The organism is Aquimarina sp. AD10, from assembly GCF_003443715.1.
GTDB lineage: Bacteria > Bacteroidota > Bacteroidia > Flavobacteriales > Flavobacteriaceae > Aquimarina > Aquimarina aggregata.
On record NZ_CP031965.1, the window covers coordinates 5,326,047 to 5,345,304 of the forward strand.

The 19,258-nt window shown below is 33.6% G+C and carries 14 protein-coding genes; 7 read left to right on the forward strand and 7 right to left on the reverse strand.

Annotated elements, in window-relative coordinates; translation table 11 throughout:
- Positions 1 to 34 precede the first annotated feature (34 nt).
- Positions 35 to 484, reverse strand: coding sequence for a hypothetical protein (locus tag D1816_RS22060; RefSeq protein ID WP_066314499.1), 450 nt, complete (start codon positions 482 to 484; stop codon positions 35 to 37).
- 229 nt (positions 485 to 713) lie between these two features.
- On the opposite strand from D1816_RS22060, the gene radC reads away from it, so the two are divergent.
- The 6 genes from radC (at position 714) to D1816_RS22090 (ending at position 6,523) form a co-directional block, all read left to right on the forward strand.
- Positions 714 to 1,412: a DNA repair protein RadC gene (gene radC, locus D1816_RS22065; RefSeq protein ID WP_118505743.1), complete on the forward strand. Its 699-nt coding sequence runs from the start codon at positions 714 to 716 to the stop codon at positions 1,410 to 1,412.
- Positions 1,413 to 1,655: 243 nt separating this feature from the next.
- On the forward strand, positions 1,656 to 2,960 hold the full coding sequence (locus tag D1816_RS22070) for a hypothetical protein (RefSeq protein ID WP_118505745.1): 1,305 nt from the start codon (positions 1,656 to 1,658) through the stop codon (positions 2,958 to 2,960).
- Positions 2,953 to 3,639, forward strand: a complete 687-nt coding sequence (locus D1816_RS22075) for a YjjG family noncanonical pyrimidine nucleotidase (protein WP_369886797.1) — start codon at positions 2,953 to 2,955, stop codon at positions 3,637 to 3,639. Before D1816_RS22070 ends, D1816_RS22075 begins: the two co-directional genes overlap by 8 nt.
- A gap of 72 nt (positions 3,640 to 3,711) precedes the next feature.
- Entirely contained in the window at positions 3,712 to 4,263 is a 552-nt protein-coding gene (locus D1816_RS22080; protein ID WP_205504651.1) for a hypothetical protein, read from the forward strand.
- On the forward strand, positions 4,260 to 5,657 hold the full coding sequence (locus D1816_RS22085) for a DUF5723 family protein (protein ID WP_118505751.1): 1,398 nt from the start codon (positions 4,260 to 4,262) through the stop codon (positions 5,655 to 5,657). The genes D1816_RS22080 and D1816_RS22085 overlap by 4 nt, the downstream gene beginning before the upstream one ends.
- A gap of 5 nt (positions 5,658 to 5,662) precedes the next feature.
- On the forward strand, positions 5,663 to 6,523 hold the full coding sequence (locus tag D1816_RS22090; RefSeq protein ID WP_147405096.1) for a hypothetical protein: 861 nt from the start codon (positions 5,663 to 5,665) through the stop codon (positions 6,521 to 6,523).
- Positions 6,524 to 6,547: 24 nt separating this feature from the next.
- Here D1816_RS22090 and D1816_RS22095 read toward each other — a convergent pair whose 3' ends face one another.
- Positions 6,548 to 7,825: a replication-associated recombination protein A gene (locus tag D1816_RS22095; RefSeq protein WP_099098790.1), complete on the reverse strand. Its 1,278-nt coding sequence runs from the start codon at positions 7,823 to 7,825 to the stop codon at positions 6,548 to 6,550.
- A gap of 153 nt (positions 7,826 to 7,978) precedes the next feature.
- Between D1816_RS22095 and D1816_RS22100 the strand changes: the two genes are divergently transcribed.
- Positions 7,979 to 8,740, forward strand: coding sequence for a rhomboid family intramembrane serine protease (locus D1816_RS22100; protein WP_118505755.1), 762 nt, complete (start codon positions 7,979 to 7,981; stop codon positions 8,738 to 8,740).
- On the opposite strand, the gene rlmB is transcribed toward D1816_RS22100, so the two are convergent.
- The 5 genes from rlmB to D1816_RS22125 all read right to left on the reverse strand — a co-directional run bounded on the left by rlmB (position 8,735) and on the right by D1816_RS22125 (position 18,963).
- Complete coding sequence (rlmB, locus tag D1816_RS22105; protein WP_118505758.1) at positions 8,735 to 9,469, reverse strand: 23S rRNA (guanosine(2251)-2'-O)-methyltransferase RlmB; 735 nt, start codon at positions 9,467 to 9,469, stop codon at positions 8,735 to 8,737. The genes D1816_RS22100 and rlmB overlap by 6 nt on opposite strands.
- Before the next feature lie 158 nt (positions 9,470 to 9,627).
- Complete coding sequence (locus D1816_RS22110) at positions 9,628 to 11,058, reverse strand: hypothetical protein (protein ID WP_118505760.1); 1,431 nt, start codon at positions 11,056 to 11,058, stop codon at positions 9,628 to 9,630.
- Positions 11,059 to 11,081: 23 nt separating this feature from the next.
- Positions 11,082 to 13,898 carry a TonB-dependent receptor plug domain-containing protein gene (locus tag D1816_RS22115; RefSeq protein ID WP_118505761.1) on the reverse strand — a complete coding sequence of 939 codons (2,817 nt, stop codon included), beginning with the start codon at positions 13,896 to 13,898 and terminating at the stop codon, positions 11,082 to 11,084.
- A gap of 260 nt (positions 13,899 to 14,158) precedes the next feature.
- On the reverse strand, positions 14,159 to 15,751 hold the full coding sequence (locus D1816_RS22120) for a SusD/RagB family nutrient-binding outer membrane lipoprotein (protein WP_118505762.1): 1,593 nt from the start codon (positions 15,749 to 15,751) through the stop codon (positions 14,159 to 14,161).
- Between the two features lie 5 nt (positions 15,752 to 15,756).
- On the reverse strand, positions 15,757 to 18,963 hold the full coding sequence (locus tag D1816_RS22125; protein ID WP_118505763.1) for a SusC/RagA family TonB-linked outer membrane protein: 3,207 nt from the start codon (positions 18,961 to 18,963) through the stop codon (positions 15,757 to 15,759).
- Positions 18,964 to 19,258: the final 295 nt, after the last annotated feature.

Genomic DNA, 19,258 nt, shown 5'->3' on the forward strand with positions numbered 1-19,258 from the left:
ATTTGCCTTTATTTCTATTTATATGTTGTTCTGATTAACTTGCTTCGTCAAAAAATAAACCTAAAAACCCTTCAAGATCATCACTGGTATTAATATCTTTAGGTGTACCTAAATTCATCATAAGCGGTTGATCTTTTATTGTTCCTTGTAGAAAATACTGAAATGTAGTTCCCATTTTAAATTTATATCCTTTCAATTGACTACCAAAAGAAGTAAAAGTTACTTCAGTTGCTGCATCATCACTTTTTCCTTCAGTAAAGGCAGTGATTGTTGCATAAAAAACATCTTTTAACATGTCTGCACTATAGTAATCCCATCTAATTGATGTTCCATCACAGGCTTGCAATTCATACTCTGATGTAGCTTCGCATCCTCTAGGAACTTGTATGTTATTTCCTACTAAATTTAAAAAGGAAACCTTCTTGTCTTGACCGTAAAAACTTAACGCTGTAAATAGTAAAACGAAAGTAAAAATATTCTTCATAAATAGGTTAATTTGAAGTTGTTAATTTGTTCATTTTGGGATTTCGGGTGCCCAAATATAGTAAAACTTTCATTTTCAAACAAATATATATGTAAATTAATGTTAAAAAAGTATAAAATCAAATGTTAAATCCCTGCTTGATTGAGGTAATAATGTGTTGTTATTGAGGGAAATAGTTTATACTTTAGAGGATAAAAAAATATTGTATTATTATATATAAATTAAGCAAATGAGTGAGTTAAATTCTTCATTTTCTATCAAGAAATGGAGTGAAAATGATCGTCCAAGAGAGAAATTGATCGCTAAAGGGAAGAATTCTTTGTCTGATTCAGAATTAATGGCAATTTTAATCGGTTCTGGTAATCGTGAAGAAAGTGCAGTTGCTTTAAGTAAACGAATATTAGCTAGTGTGGATCATAAAATTAATACTTTGGGTACACTATCTATAAAACAGTTAACAAAATTTAAGGGTATTGGTGAGGCTAAAGCAATTACGATAATTGCAGGTTTAGAACTAGGGCGAAGAAGAAAAAAAGAGGAAGTAGAAATTAAACCTAAAATAACCAGTAGTAAAGATGCTTTTATTCTTTTACAACCTATTATCGGTGATCTTGATCATGAAGAATTTTGGGTGTTGTTTTTAAATAATGCCAATAAAGTTCTGTACAAAAGACAAATTAGTATTGGAGGAAAGACAGGAACGTTAGTAGATGCGCGTATCGTTTTTAGAGCAGCTTTAGAATCAGGAGCCACTGCAATTATACTCGCGCATAATCACCCTAGTGGAAAATTATCCCCAAGCCAATCTGATAAAGATTTAACTAAAAAACTAAAAACTGGAGGGGCTAGTTTAGATATCAATGTGCTAGATCATTTAATTATTACAGAAAAAACCTACTTTAGCTTTGCCGATGAAGCAATGATCTGAAAATTTATTAAGCTAATAGAAGCAATACTTTACGTGTAGATTTGAATTATTCTTAAGAATTTAGAAAAGTTAAAGTTTATTCTTTTTCAATTTTAGGAGTAGGGTGTTTCAAAGTTAGTTTGTTTTATATGTAACATGATTACAAAAAAAGGAGTATTTAGATAGAAGAACTAATAGAACTTTATATAGAAATATCGTTCGATTAGTCAAGAAGATAATCATAATTAGGGATAAAATTAAAATATGGTATTAATCCATGTACAAAAGGTTACACCAAGAGTTTCTTATACATTTAAACATATTTGTAGACGAATTTTAAAATTGGATGTTGATTTTACAGCCAAAATAGAAACTTTTATAGCACATGATGGGCCTAAATTTTCATACGGAAAACAACCATTAGGAAAAGAGTTGTATTTTCAAAGTGTAGAGTTGTTATTTGAACATGGGTTAAATGATGTAGATATTCATGTTCAGGATTGGGAAGAGACGAAGTGTTTTTTTCAAGTACAACATGAAAATGCAGCATTGCCTTTTGATATTTTTGCGGCGACATTCTATCTTTTAACCCGTTATGAGGAGTATCTGCCGCATGTAAAAGATAACCTAGGACGTTTTCCTGCTACCGAAAGTATTGCATACATACATGACTTTTTAAAAGATCCTGTAATAGATATTTGGGCATACAAATTCAAAAAAATCCTTTTAGAAAAGTACGCCAATCTTGAATTAGAGGAGAAAAAATTTAATATTATACCTGTTGTTTCGGTATCTCAGGCATTTGCATATAAAAATAAAGGCTTTCTAAGGTCTATAGGAGGTGGTTTTCGAGATTTATGGGGATTAAAATTAGATGAATTAACAGATAGAATAAAAGTTTCATTAGGTTTAAAAAAAGATCCCTACGATACTTTCGACTTTATAATTGATTTACAAAAGCAAAAGAAGAGAAAAGCTAAAGTTTTATTCGGCTTAGGTGATTATTCTAATTATGAGAAAAATATTGGTTTTAACCATTTAAAACATAGGACATTAATTAAACATATTGCTGATTATCTTGATGTAGGTTTAAAAGTATCATATGAAGCGATAAGTAATTTGTCTATACTAACCAAAGAAAAAGAACGAAGCGAAAATATTCTTAACAGAAGACTTAAATATGTGATTTGCGGTTTTTTTAAGATTAAGCTGCCAGAAGCGTATCGCAATTTTATTGAATTGGAGGTAGAAGAAGATTACTCTATGGGGTATTCTGGATATCCTGGGTTTAGAGCAGGTACATGTACTCCTTTTATGTTTTATGATTTGGATTATGAAGTACAAACTCCATTAGTAATATATTCTTTTTGCCTGGCTAATTTAGGAGGAGAAGAATTTGTTAAAAATGAAACATTTGCCCGAAATGAAGTAGTTGCTTATATAGAAAAAATTAAAAAGGTAAAGGGATGTTTTATTCCAGTTTTCGGTAACACCTTGTTTAGCGATTTACAAGAACAACCCTACTGGAAGTCAATCCTTGAAGATATTTGGAATATAGATGATGAATAAAAATATAAAACATGTTTTTTTTGATTTAGATCACACGCTTTGGGATTTCGATAAGAATTCATCTTTGGCTTTCGAAATGATTTTTGAGAAGTTCAATATCAATCTTGAAGTTGATGTTTTCTTAAGCCAATATCAACCCGTTAATTTGAAGTATTGGAAATTATATCGAGAAGAAAGAGTAAGTAAAGAAGAATTAAGAAGAGGCCGGTTAATAGATACGTTTACTAAACTAGAAAAGAAGTATTCATTACAAGTAATTGATGAAATATCTCATGATTATATAGCCTTTCTTCCACTTAATAACTATTTGATTGAAGGTACACTAGAACTGCTTGAATATCTTAGACCGAAATATCACATGCATATTATAACAAATGGTTTTAAAGAAGTGCAAAACACTAAGTTAAATAATGCTGGTATAAAAAAATATTTTAAAACGGTTACAAACAGCGAAGAAGTAGGGGTAAAGAAACCAAATCCGTTAATTTTTGAGCATGCTTTAAAGGTTTCTGGAGCACAAGTATTTGATAGTGTTATGATTGGTGATAATTATGAAGCAGATATTTTAGGTGCTGAGTTATTTGGATTAAATACGATATGTTTTAACTATCATAAAGAGAAATTACCCAAAGACAATGTAGAAGTTTCAAAGCTAATACACATTAAAAATTACTTATAAGTGATAAAAATTCGTATTTTAGGAGGCTATAACCTATTATGCCCCAAGATGAAAACAAAAAAAATATGCGTAATGCTAAGCATTATTTGCACAGCATTATTAATGGCTTCCTGTGTCAAAGATCTAGATTTTGATCAAAGCGAGGATATCGTTCTAACACCAATTGTAGAACTAGATTTTATTTTTTCTAAGTTTGATACCAATCAATTTGTGGACCCTAGTATCGACCCTGCTATTACGGTACCAGAGGTTGAAGTTGATGATACTTTAAATTACGATTTATTAGGTTCAAGTTTTGCTGTTGATAACCTAGAAAGAATTGAGCTTTCTTTTGAATTTAGAAATACTATTGAGAGAGATTTTGTTTTTGAGTTTGGATTCTTAAATGAAGCAGATCAACGTATTGGCCCATTTTTTACACTTACTGCTAATGCAGGTAGGGGAGAAGGAACAACCCCTGTCGTTACAGCCGAAATAATTGTCTTAGACAATGCAACCATTAGAACTTTAGCCCCTACAAAGAGACTTTTCTCAATCATTCGAGTGCAGAATGTAAATAGTGGTTTAAGAGGGATTCTAGATGTGAGATCCAAGGGTACTTACTTCATTAATTATGACTTATGAGAGTTTTTATATTCGTTTTTATAGGTATATGGAGTATTTCTGTGTGTTCTCAAAATAAAGAAACTCTATATGATTTTACAGACATTCCTCAGGCACTGTTATTAAACCCAGGAGCAGAAACTAACTTTAAATTTCATGCTGGAGTTCCATTTTTGTCTCAGTTTCATGTAAATGCAGGATTAAGAGGTGCGTCTCTTTTCGATGTTTTTGGTGATGATGGTAGAAATATTAATGAGAAAATCGAACAAACATTAAATAAACTAACGAGTAATGATTTTGTGACTTTGACCCAACAATTAGAATTGTTTAATTTTGGGTGGCAAAGCAAAAAAGATCCTAATGTTTATTTTTCGGGTGGTGTATATCAAGAGTTAGATCTAATAGGGTATTTTCCAAAAGATTTTGCAGTTTTGGCTTATCAAGGAAATCGAGATTTTATTAATCGACCTTTCCGTTTTTCGACAATAAATGGATCGGGCGAATTGCTTATGGTATATCATTTTGGATATAACAAAAAGGTAAGCAAAAAATTAACTTTTGGTGCAAGAGCAAAATTATATTCAAGTATGCTTCATGTACGTAGCGCAAGAAATAGTGGTACGTTTACAACTGTAGAAACTCCTCAAGGAAATAATTTTTACCAACATATAATTAGTAATGCTGATGTTACTTTGCGAACTTCTGGCCTTGCATCTCTTAGAGAATTAGAAGGTGAAAATAGCGGAAAAGAAGTTGTTAATAAATTGGTAGGAAGAGCACTTCTTGGAGGAAACTTAGGTTTAGGTGTTGATGTAGGTTTTACTCATCATATAGATGAACAATGGTCTTTAACAGGTAGTATTAATGATTTTGGAGCAATTTTATACACCAAAGATGTAGAAGCCTATAGGGCAAGAGGTAATTTTGTTTTTGAGGGTTTTGAAACACCAGTTCAATTTTCAGGTAATGGGGATCAGGATTTTCTAGATGAATTAGAAGCGGCAGTTCCTTTAGATACTTTGTCTACAACGTACTTAACCATGCGTCCTTTAAAACTCAATGGATCTATTAAATATTCATTTAACCCTTATGAGGACGAGAGTTGTAATTGTTCCCTTTATGGGGATAGTCCTGTTTATCGAGATGCTTTTGGCTTACAAGTGTTCTCACAATTTAGACCCAAAAGGCCACAGTATGCAGCATCTTTATTCTACTATAAAAGGATTTTTAATTTTTTAAGAGCTAAAGTGACTTATACAATAGATGATTATTCATATAATAACATAGGTTTTTTGTTATCTACCCATATTGACAAAATTAATTTTTATATTTCGGCTAATAATGTATTAGAATATTCTAATCTTGCAAAAGCAAGATCAGTTTCTATGCAATTTGGGTTTAATTTTATAATGTGATAGGTATGTTACGCTTTTTATTTTTGGGGATTATCTTAATGTCAAGTTTTAATTCTTTTTCGCAAAAAAATGTCAATGATTATAAATATGTATTAATTCCGCAAAAGTTTGATTTTCTTAAAGAGAATGATGCATATCAATTGAATTCTTTGACAAAATTTTTGTTTAATAAGCATGGGTATAAGGCTTTTATTCAAGGAGAAAATATTCCTGAGGACCTGGCAAAAGATGGTTGTAAAGCTTTAAAAGCTAATTTGGTTAAAGGTTCAGGACTTTTTATTACAAAAGTAGCTATTAGGTTGACTGATTGTGGAAATAATGTTGTTTTTACTTCGTCTGAAGGTGCGAGTAGAGAAAAAGAGTTTAAAAAAGGGTACCATGAAGCAATTCGCAAAGCTTTTAAGGATGTTCAGGCACTCAATTATGTTTATAATGGAGGAAGAGAACAACAATTAGAAAGTAACAATATAGCATCCAAAGATATTGGGGCTAAGCCTAAAGTGTCTAAAGTAGAAGAAAAAAATACTATTTCGACAACTGTAGCAGTAGAACAGTCCAAAACAGAAATATCCTCAAAAGAAATTCCTGCTGATAAACCTCAGTCAGTAAAAACATTAAGATATCTTTTAAATGAAGATGCTTTTGAGTTTAAAAAGGAAGAATACGGATATGAACTGCTAAAAGGCGACAAAGATAAGGCTGCTCTTGTGGGTAAAATTTATGTGTTAAAAAGAAGTAATACTTATTTAGTTAAAGCTGGAGATTTAAGTGGTGCAGGACATTTTGATAGCTATGGAAACTTTATACTAGAAAGAGTCAATCCTATAACCAATAAGTTAATATCTGATATTTTTGCAAGGCAGTAGATACTTTACATTTCCTGTAAATATTTAATAATTATACTTATCACCCCATCGGGATTTTAAAAATGCTCTAAAAGAGTTTTCTCTTTGATTGTTTCCTGGTTCGTAAAGTTTTGTGTTTACAATTTCTTGAGGTAAAAACTCTTGACTTATAAAATTATCTTTGTGATTATGAGCATACTTGTAATCTTCACCATAACCTAGTTCTTTCATTAATTTTGTAGGTGCATTTCTAATATGTAAAGGAACAGATAAATCTCCTGTTTGTTTTACTAATTGCTGTGCTTGGTTTATTGCCATATATGATGCATTGCTTTTCGCAGAAGTAGCCAGATAAACAGCGCATTGACTCAAAATAATTCTTGATTCTGGATATCCGATAGTAGTTACCGCTTGAAAAGTATTGTTGGCCATAATCAATGCTGTAGGATTTGCATTTCCAATATCTTCAGAAGCCAAAATAATCATTCTGCGAGCAATAAATTTAAGATCTTCACCACCTTCAATCATTCTTGCAAGCCAATAAACAGCAGCATTGGGATCACTACCTCTAACCGATTTAATAAATGCAGATATAATGTCATAGTGCTGTTCGCCTGTTTTATCATAACGCACTGTGTTTTGTTGAATTAATTTTGTTACTAAGTCATTCGTGATAATAATATTCTCTTGGTCTTGACTGGATATAATAAGTTCAAATATATTGAGTAGTTTTCGGGCATCTCCTCCGCTCAATCTTAGTAATGAAGAGGTTTCTTTAAGCTCAATTTTTTTTAATTTTAAATACTCATCCTCACGCATAGCACGATCTAGCAGTGCTTCCAGTTCTTCTTTGCCAAAAGCATTTAAGACATAAACTTGACATCTTGATAAAAGTGCAGGAATAACTTCGAAGCTGGGGTTTTCCGTAGTAGCTCCAATAAGAGTTATCCATCCTTTTTCTACAGCACCTAACAGTGAATCTTGCTGTGATTTACTAAACCTATGAATTTCATCAATAAATAAAATAGGATTTTTTGACGTGAATAAGCCACCACTTTGTTTAGCCTTCTCGATAACGTCTCTAACTTCTTTTACACCACTATTTATCGCACTGAGTGAGTAAAAAGGTCTGCCTGATTCTTTAGCAATAATATTGGCAAGAGTTGTTTTTCCTACACCAGGAGGTCCCCAAAGAATTAATGATGGGATTATACCTTTTTTAATCTGTTGGGTAAGAGAACCTTTATCTCCAACCAAGTGTTCTTGACTAAGGTATGATGATAGTGTTTTAGGGCGTATTCTTTCTGCCAAAGGCTTATTTATATCCATATCTGCAAAGTTACAAAGCTTTATATAATCTAAGATATAAATAATATTTCTTGAAGAATTAATTAGCAGCTTATGATGATTTAATAAAAACCTGCCATTTTAGCGGTTCATATTGGTTTGGAATTTTTTTTGATATATAAAATCATTATGAGTGAAGAACAAGATGTTTTTAAGTTTAATACTGGTGTAATAGGGTATCCCTTATTATTTGTGCTAATTATTTGGATAGTTTTTTGGTTTGAGATTCGTTTTGGTTTTGATTTCAATTATCTGGGTGTTAATCCAAGAACTTTTTTAGGACTTAGAGGAATCTTTCTTTCTCCATTTATTCATGCAGATATCACTCATTTATGGCACAATACTTTGCCACTACTTATCTTATCATCGGCGCTTTTTTATTTTTACCAAAGCAATGCTTGGAAAGTAATGCTTGTAGGGCTTCTGTTAACAGGTGTCTTTACTTGGTTACTTGGTCGACCCGCTAATCATATTGGTGCAAGCGGGGTGATTTATATGCTTTTTGGCTTTCTGTTTTTTAAAGGGATTGTAGCCAAGCATTTTAGGCTCATAGCGTTATCATTAATTGTTGTTTTTATTTATGGAAGTATGGTAATGTATGTATTGCCCATAGATCCAAAAATTTCTTGGGAGGGACATTTATCAGGTTTAGTGTCTGGTGCAGGTTTGGCATTTTTTATAAAAAAGGGGATAGCAAAGCCTAAACTGTATACATGGCAGTCAGAAACCTATGACCCTGAAGAAGATGAATTTTTAAAGCATTTTGATGAAGATGGTAATTTTATCGAAAATATTCCCGAAGACTTTCCTGAAGTAGATATTACCATTACTTATGACTATACGGATAAAAGTAATAATCAGAAAGGGTATGATAAAGATAGTTCTTTATAGTCGCTGTCTTACAGTTTCATAAACAATTACACCACAAGCAACAGAAACATTAAGAGAACCAATTTCTCCATACATTGGTAATTTAGCTTTATGGTCAACAAGTTTTAATACAGAAGATGCTATTCCTTTACCTTCACTTCCCATAATAATTGCTGTAGGCATAGTAAGATCTACATCATAGATAGTAGTCTCTGCTTTCTCTGTAGCAGCTACTGTCTGTATCCCTGATCCTTGTAGATAAAAAATTGCATCTTTAATATGGTCAACTTTACATATTGGGATCTTAAACACTGCTCCTGCAGAAGTTTTAATAGTGTCTGCATTTACAGGTGCTCCACCTTTTTTTTGTATAATAATACCATGAACTCCAGTGCATTCTGCTGTTCTGATGATAGCACCAAAATTTCGAACATCAGATAATTGATCTAAAACTAAAAACAGAGGAGTTTGTCCCGATTCCACAACATTCATGACAAGATCTTCTAAATTGTGAAAGTCAATAGGGGATATGTTAGCTACAACACCTTGATGGTTGTTTCTAGTTAATCGGTTTAACTTTTCTATGGGTACATAAGTAAAAGTAATGTTTTGTTTCCTAACAATTTGCATTAATTCTTTAGCTAAATCTCCTTGCAGTCCTTTCTGAATAAAAAGCTTGTCTACGGTCTTACCAGAATGTATAGCTTCAAGAATAGCTCGAATACCAAAAATTAATGTTTCGCTTTTCATTTGTTAACTTTTATCACTTTCTATGCTATAGAGTAATTGATTATATATCTGAACTCTTTAAAGCTTGAATCTATTGAATAGGGGGCAAATATACTATAAAAAAACAACCCTCTGAATATTTTCAGAGGGTTGTGAATTATTTTGATTAAATCTCTTTCTTAGTGGAAAGGTAATACTTGATTAGATGTTTTGTTAGCAACTAAAATAGCATTTAAATCTATAGCTGTAGTTGCAGTAGTTCCACCTTCAGTAAATGTGATTGTGTCTAAATCACCTTTGATTGCATCAATAAAAGGAGGTATTACTGCTACAGTACTAGGATCTCCATCAGAAATATTTGGATTTTGAAGAATTTCATTGTCATGGATTACTAATTTAACTCCCATGTCAGCAAAACGAATTCCTTCTGCGATAAAAACTTCCTGTCTTGTTCTGTACAATAAAGCTAAAGTTGCATCATCAGCTGCAGTTAAAGCATCTACATCTCCTTGCACAAGTGATGTTCCAGATACAGAAGGTATCATTACATCACCAGCCTGACGGTCTAATACTAATCCAGGTCTTCCATTTACAACAACATTTGTAGTTTTAGGACGAGCTGGAAAAACAGAACTTGCATCAGGTCTTCCTTCAATTGAATCATCAATTTCTCTTACTTCTCTTGATGCAATAAGTGTTAATAGGCTTGTTAAATTAGTACGAGCACCTGCGATGTTGTTATCTGCTAGAGCAGCTTCTGCAAGTATTAAATATGCTTCTTCTGCTTTAAGAATGTGAATAGGCGCGTCATCATTAGCATCAATACGAGAATACTTAGGATCTAAGAAATCTAGTGTTGGTAATGGTTGTAGATCATCAAAAGTAGCTCTTTCATAAAGTGCGTCTTCAAAGGTATTATCAGGATTATTTAATTCATCAAACTGAATTGAATTAAGAAAATCGTCATCAAGTGCTAAAGCAGCGTTTGCAGAAGCAACAGCCTCAGCCTGATTTCCTAAATAGTAATTAGCTCGTGCTTTGGCAAGATGATATTGTGCTTGTGGATTAGCCGCAATAGCAATATCAAATGAAGCAATAGCACTTGCATAGTTATCAGCAGCCGAAACAGGAGCTCCACCGTCTTCTTGAGGTAATGCAGAGAAATACATTGCTGCATATAAGTAAGATAGTCCTTCAAAGAAATTAAATTCAGCTTCAGTAGCTGCATCATATGCTGGATCATTAGGACCAACAGATTCTATTCCAAACTTAGACATAACTCTTAAACGAGCTATTGCAAACTGAGTTTGAGAAATTTCAGGATCATCAGTTCTAATTTCTAAACCATCTAAAAACTGATCAAAAAAGGTCTGAGTGTTAACATAGTTATCTGAACCAAGTTCAGCCAACATAACAGCCTCATTTAATAAGTTTGATGTTTGACGTCTCAAACCTGAAAGCCAAATTGTAGCAGAGTTTTCTTTCCCGATGATAGCCGCTTCATCTAAATTAGGATTTGTTACCGATGTAAAATCCGTAGCATCCTTTAGGTTATCTGTACAACCCACCAAAAGACCGATTGCTAAGATATATATTGATATTTTTTTCATTTTAATTATATTTTTAAATTATCTTAAAACTGGAATCTAAGAGATGTCATGAATATTCTTGGAGCAGATTCTGTACCATAAGCGAATCCACCACTACCAAATCCATTTTGGTTTCCGATACCGGAACCAGTTGTTTCTGGATCAAACTGACCGTCAATTGCAAAGTTGAAAGGATTGGTTACTGTAAAGCCAATTTTTAAATCATCAAATAGACCTAAAACGTCTCCAAAAGCATAGCTTGCTCCAATATTTCTAATTTTTATAAAGTCATTATCAAAAGTAAAGAAGTTTACATAATTAAAAGGACTAGTAGTTCCCACTAAATCAGCTGGAATACCAGTGTCATCCACACCTCTTAAGTGTCTTAATAAGAAACTTAAATCTACGATTTTACCTCCGAACTGATAATCACCAGTCATGAATATATTTAACTTGTTATTCCAAGTATAATTAAAACCAAACGATCCGAAGTTTGGAGCAAAAGTATCTCCTAATGCATCATTTGGAGTTTGTAAAAATGTTCCATCGGCTTGTCTTACAGAGCTTGTACCTCTTAAATATCCAAGGCTTTGACCTTCTTCAACCCATGAACCAATTACGTTAAATCCACCTACGTTAAAAGCAGGAGCTCCACCAGTACTTACTACAACATTGTCATTAATGTTGTAAGAAGCATTAATGTTTAAATTGTGCTTCTCTGTTTTGATAACATCTGCACTTAGAGCAAATTCCCAACCTTCATTTTTAATTTCACCAATATTTCTGATTTGATTTAATTGACCAGATGTTGGTAGAGAAGGAGGAGTAAACAATGCATCTTCAGTAGTAGCTACATAACGAGTACCACTTAAGTTAATTCTATCATTAAATAAACCTAACTCCATACCAAATTCTGTCGTTATAACCGTTTCCGATATAAGGTCTGGGTTTCCAGGGTTAAGGAATGTAAATGAAGGTTGTCCTAAGAAAGGATTTAAAGCAAATGTTCTATCTTCTGAGAATGCCTGAGCGAAGTTTGTTGCTTCACCGTAGTTTGCTCTAAGCTTAACAGTTGATAATACTTTACTAATACCACTGTCATAATAAAAATCATGATCAGATATATTATAAGTAATACCTACTTTAGGTAATAATAATGGATCTGTGTCATCACCTGCTTGAGTATTCTGGTCTAAACGAGCTCCAAATTCAAGGAATGCTACGTCATAAATACCAATATTTTCTAAGAAATACACACCGTAGTTTGCATTTTCCAAGAAGAAATCATCAGTTAATTGCGTTGGGAATAATCCAAGGTCAGTAGTACCATCAACTCCACCTGATCCACTTGTTTGGTATTGTCTATCTGTTGTTCTAAAGAATTGACCACCTAAAACTGTAACAAATTCAAAGTTATCTATTCTTCCTCTGTGTGTGAAGTTAAGATCTCCTGTTACTGTAAAAGCATTTCTTATCAATCTATTAAGTATTGCTTGATCAGATGTACCTGCAGCAATAGATCCTAGAGCAATTTGAAAAGCATTTGTTTGATTTTCTTCTTGAACTTGAGTTCTAGTATCTATACCAATAGTAGCATTAGCTTGAATGTTGTCAGTGAAATCGTATATAAATTTATTTGAATTTGTAAGACGATTTACAGTGTTGTTAATTGATACCTCTTCTCCAATAGCATTAGAACGATCTAATTCTGCTTGCCATTGTGCATCAGTTAATTCATCAAGATTTCCACGACCTCCACCTTCAAATGCAGAGAATCTAGAAAAACTAGTGTTTGCATTGTAATCAAGGTTTGATTCAAATCCTACATAAGAAAAAGATCCTTGGTATCTTAATTTGTCATTAACTTGAGCACCAAGACCAAATGAAAGGTTTCTTCGTACTTGTTCATTTAATAAGTTAAATGAATCATCAGCATATAAGCTACCGGCAAAATTGTAAGTAACTTTTTCGTTACCACCATTGATACCTATTTTATGTTCTATAGAAAGTCCTGGCTTAAATAATGCTTCTCCAGTTCTTTCATACCATAAATAATCATCGGTTGCTTTGATAACACCAACTCTTGCTTCATATGAAAAACGAGCTTTTCCTGAAGTACCTTTTTTAGTGATAATCTGGATAACACCATTTGCCGCATCGGCACCATATAATGTAGTTGCCGCACCACCCTTAATATATTCTATTTTTTCAATAGATTCAACAGGGATATCTGCAAGAGCTGATACATCTGCACCACCTGTTGCAAGACCAAGTTGTGGATTTGAGTTAAGGTTGTCTACACGAACACCATCAATGATAACTACTGGAGTAGCAGAAGAAGAAGCTGAAATAGCACCCCTTGTTCTAATAATAGCAGCAGTACCTGGTTGTCCAGAACTTAACCTAATCTGCGCACTTGGCGTTGTAGATTGTAATAATTGGTCGATTTGGTTTGAAGGAAGTTTATCAACTTCGTCTGCTGTAAGAAAATCTACAGTAGTTGAAAGTTTTCTTCTAGAAATTCCCGAACCTTGACCTGTAATTACTACCTCTTCAAGTTCTGCAGCAGATGGCGCTAATTGGGCATTAACAGTATCCCCGTCGCCTACTACTTTGTCAACAACCTGAAATCCTACATAACTAAAGGATAATACAGCACCTTTATTCGCAGTGATGGAATAGTTACCATCAAAGTCGGTTTGTGTACCGTTCGCAGTGTTTTTAATAATTACATTAACTCCAGGTAGAGGTAAACCTTTATCGTCGGTTACAGTACCTGAAACTGTTTTTTCTTGTGCAAAAGTGAATTGCACAATAAACGCTAGAAATAGCGTTAAAATTCCACTAAACTTTGTTCTCATTTTACAATTTATTTGAATTAGCCAGTTCCAAAAATGATAATAATATCTTTATAAAACAACTTTTTAGTATTAAAATTTGAATTATTGAGTAATAGGGAACGTGACTTATTAAAATCTTACTATAACGTTATAGTAGGGGTTTTTGAGAGATTTGTGTAATGTTTTATTTGGGGTTTGATTGGCATCCGAAGAGTGTTTTAAAACAAAAAGAGCCTGAAAATCAGACTCTTTTTAATTTTATTTTTTAGATGACAATCTAATTAATTCTGATCCCAGAATAGTTTACTTGTTATGACATCACCATCACTTAATCTTGAAACCGCTGTAGCTCTATTGGTTCCGTTAAGAGACTGTAATGTAACTGGGTAACGCAATCTTGTGGGTAAATCTGTAATTGATACTCTAGGAACAAAAGTATAAGTAGATGCAGATCCTGTAGGTAAATCAGCAGCTTGAGCTGTAGTTAAATTGGCCATTTGTCCTGGTAACAGTAATGTCTGAGGAAAGCCTGTTCTCCTGTATTCTGCCCAGGCTTCATATGGCTGCATGTATAAAGCAATATATTTTTGAGTAAGTACGTTTTCTTCTGAGGCAGCTGGTAAAGTACCTATATATGTTGTGATGTCTGTATCCGCAACACCCCAACGCTCCATAGAAGCTCTTACTCCTTGCTCATATTCTGCTTGACTCCACCCATTACGTTCTGATATAATAAAAGATACTTCGGCATATTCCATTAAAACTTCGCCATAATCGGCACGTAATACTTGGTCGCTAGGAAATGAGTAGTTTGTGAACTTGATGAAATTTACACTTTCAAACGCATAAGGAACACCTTCATAATCATCAAAATTAGTAGAGACTGTGTAATTTTGATCTCTAATGTCCTCAATTGATACTGTAATTGGTGCTGCAAATTGAAATAATCTTGGGTCAGGACCAAAGTTTCCTGTGCGATTCTTCAATAAATTAATAAAAGGAGCCGCTACACCAAAATCTGTTCTGTTATTAACAAAATAGGCTCTGTATAAAGGAGATCCGGTAGCATCTGTATTTTCATAAGCTTGAATAGCATTGTCTGCATTAGATGTAAAAACTCCCGAAGCTATGGCTTCATCGATTGCTGCATTTGCTGCAGCGGCATCGACGCTTCTTAATCGGTTTGCAACTCTTAAAATTAAAGAGTTTGCAAATTTTCTCCATTTTTCTGCATTTCCGCCAAAAATATTATCCCCACTAGTAAATACAGATTCTGTAGTAGTAAGCATGTTTACAGAAGCTCTTAATTCAGAAAGTATGTCGGCATATATTTCTTGTTGTGTTACAAAAACAGGAGATAATACATTATCCACATTTAATGCCTGAAAATTCGGATCATTGTTTCCAAAAGAGTAGTAAGGTACATCACCAAATGTATCTGTTAACTGATGAAAAATATATGATAGCATAATTCTACTTGCAGCAATTTGATTATCATTATTTCCAACAGAGGACATTTGTTCTCTGGTTTCAGCGTTGGTATTAAGCTCTATTATTTTCTTTAGATCTGTTCCAACTCTATAATAATTAGCCCATAAATCTTCTGCAGTAGATTCGCGATACAAGTAACGATCTTCATCTGCATAACTGTTTTGCCCCCAATACTGCATCCATGGTAAGGCTGCTCGTCCAGAAGAGAAGGCACCTCTTGAAATATCTGTCAATTCTTTAGTTGCACTGTTAAAAATTGTATTGGTGAGCACAACCTCTGGGTTGTTGGGATTAGAGTTTATATTCTCAAGATCATCCGAACATGAGGTAGACAACAGTGTAATAACTGTTGCTACAAATAATGTTATATATGTGTTTTTCATTTTTCTTAGAATTTTAATTGAAGATTAAAACCATAGTTTCTTGTAGATGGTAAAGAACCTCCCTCAGAACCTTGAATGTTTCCACTTCCAGAAGTTGCTACTTCGGGGTCAAAATTATCATTTGCTAATCCCCAAACAAATAGGTTTCTTGCAAACAATGATAATTTTATTGTATTTAAAGGTCCTCTCCATTTAGCTGGTAATGAGTACCCAAGAGTAACTTCTCTTAATTTTACATAACTTGCATCAAATACATTTTGAGCATCAGCTCTAAAGAAATGATCTTGCCCGTATTGTTGAGCAGAAAGTACAGTTGTATTGGGCGCGGTATTTGCTACAGTATAAGTGCCATCGGCATTAAATGTTACATCTCCGGTCACACCATCTAAAATAATACCTTGTTCACGAATATTATTTGCCGCTGTCTCTTCTAAAATACCAGAATAGTTACCCCAAATATTGGTTAATGATCTGTAAACACCACCCTCTTGTATGTCAATTAAGAAACCAAAGTTTATGTTTTTATAAGTAAGTGTATTTCGTATACCCATGTTATAGTCGGGTAAAACACTACCTAGGTTTTCAACATTTCTAGATTCAAGAAATCTACCATCAGCATCAACGACACGATTTCCTTGGTCGTCAAAAACAAAATTAGTACCTCGTATAACTCCATACGGCTCACCAACAACAGCATTAAGTGTTACTCCATTAAATGGGAACCTTGCTATTTCAAGAGTTTCTACTCCAGGAATTAATTCTTCTAGTTCATTTACATTTTTAGAGAAATTCCATGTAACGTCCCAGCTAAAATTTTCGTTTTGAACAGGTGTAACTGTTACAAGAGCTTCAACACCTTTATTTGATAGTTTACCAGCATTTACAAATGTAGAACTGTATCCGGTAGATGGATCTATTTGTACTGGTGTGATCAAGTCCTCTGTAAGTTCGTCGTAATAGGTGACGTCAAGACGTACTCTATTTTTGAAGAGCGCTATTTCTAGACCAACTTCCCAAGTTGTCTTTTCTTCTGGTCGTAGATCTGGGTTCCTATTCTCATCTGGTTGTGTGTATCTTATATTACCAAAAAAAGCAGTTCTGTTATTGAATACATTTCTTAAGCTGTAAGGATCGGTATCGTTACCTACACTTGCCCAACTTCCTCTTACTTTACCATACGAAAGCCAACCAGCATCTACTAATTGAGAGAAAAGAAAACTACCAGTTACTGCTGGATAGAAATAAGAATTGTTTTCTGGAGGTAAAGTAGAAGACCAGTCATTTCTACCTGTAACATCTAAATAAAGAAAGTTTTTGTAACCTAAAGATACAGAGGCGAAGATACTGTTTGTTCTTCTTTCTTCGTCAGTGTCAATAATTCTAGGGTCTTCGTTTGAGTTGTTTAGGTTGTAAATACCTGGAACAGCTAAACCACCTCTTGTGTTTCCTTCAAGACTAGAGAAAATAGAATTTCTTCTATTTGCTCCAACAATAGCATTAAGGCTAACTTTGTCTTCAAAAAGACTTTCGTTGTATTGAAGACGCAGTTCATAATTTAATTCCTGAAAAGTTCTGATATCCTCGTCATATCTTGATTGAGCTTGAGACCCTGATGCAACTCTAGTGCTTATTTTAGAATCGTAGCTATCTAAAAAGATACTTCCTAATGCAGAGATTTTATCGGTAAAATCATATTTGAATTTTGTGTTTCCAAACCATCTATTTCTTCTATCAGCAGAAGTGTTTTCAAATATTGTCCAATATGGGTTGTCCGAGAATCTTGGCGTGGGATCATCAAATGCTCTTCTGTTCCATGTTCTCTGATTTCCGTTTGGAAGAAGGTAATTTCTTAATCTGTCATAGTCCAAAGAAGTTTGACCAAATTGGTAGAACTTCTGTATTAAACTATTATCGCCATATCCAGATTCTGGTCGGTTAAAACCATCAGTGATAACATAGTTAATACCAGCATCTACTCTGAATTTTTTAGAAAGTTTAGTTGACCCACTGAAACTAATAGTTGTTTTTTCAAGCTCACTATTAGGAATAATCCCTGTAGTTCTTACATTAGAAAAAGAAAGTCTTAGTTTAGAATCTTCAAAAGATTTAGAAAAAGAAATACTATTGTTTAGGGATACTCCAACATCGTAGAAGCTTTCTGCATCAGCATTTGGATATACCCATGGTCTTGGGTTAAGAAATTCATTAGGGAATTCAGGGTCAAAGGCGTCCCATCCTAATACAGATATGTTAGGATCATATCTAGGACCCCAAGATTCATCTGTTGCATAGTCTACTAAATTAAATGTAGTTCCATTAATATTTTGAGTAGCAAAATTACTTTGGCCAATTGTTCCTGGATCTCCAGCACCTCCACCATATAGTTTTTGTACTTTAGGGAAAATATTAATGCTTTCAAACGAAACACCAGAGTTTACAACTATTTCTGCTTTACCATCTTTAGCTGTTTTGGTCGTGATAATAATAACTCCATTATTGGCACGGTTACCATAAAGAGCAGCTGCCGCACCTCCTTTAAGTACTGATATATTTTCTATATCATCAGGGTTAATGTCGAAACCTGTATCACCAAAGTCTCTACCACCTCCACCATCTTGAGTGTCTTCGTCGTTGTAATTCGAATTGTCAAGAGGTGTTCCGTCAACTACAATTAAAGGTCTGTTTTCTTGTGTTATTGAACCTGCACCTCTAATAAGGATTCTTGTAGAACCTCCAATGTTACCAGCAGCATTGTTGATTTGTACCCCCGCAACTTGACCAGTTAATGCTCCAAGTGCATTAGTGCTTCTGGTTTGGGCAATGGCGTTACCATCTACTTCTTGTACTGCATATCCAAGAGATTTTTTTTCCCTTGAAATTCCAAGAGCAGTGACTACAACTTCGTCTAGCTCTGCAGTTGAAGCCTGTAACTGCATATCGATTGTGTTGCTAGCACCTACAGTTACCTCTTGACTAGCAAATCCAAGATAACTAAATACTAAGATGTTGCCTTCAGAAGCCTGGATGCTGTAGAGTCCGTCGAAATCAGATTGTGCTCCATTGTTTGTTCCTCTGATAACGATATTCACTCCAGGAAGAGGAAGTCCGCTATCATCTGTAACTTTTCCGGTTACAGTTTTTTCTTGTGCATAACTAAAATGCACAATTAGCGCCATAAGCAGCGCTAAAATTGCTTTACAGTTTGTTTTCATTTGTTAATTGTTAGAATTAGCCTGAGCCAAAATTGATGATAATTATGTAAGTAGACAATTTTTTTTCCGACTAAAAATGCCTTTTTATGATAAAATTATCTACAAGAAATGTTATTGTTTTCCTAAAGAAAATGTATTGAGTTGAAGTTGTGAGTAGTGTGTTTGGATTTAAGGTATTGGGTGTGTGGGTTCTATGATAATTTTGGTAAGAATTTGAGTATTCGAAGTGATAATTTAAAATAAAAAAAGGTTTCTCATTTTGAGAAACCTTTTCTAGCTAATTTAAATTTGTGAA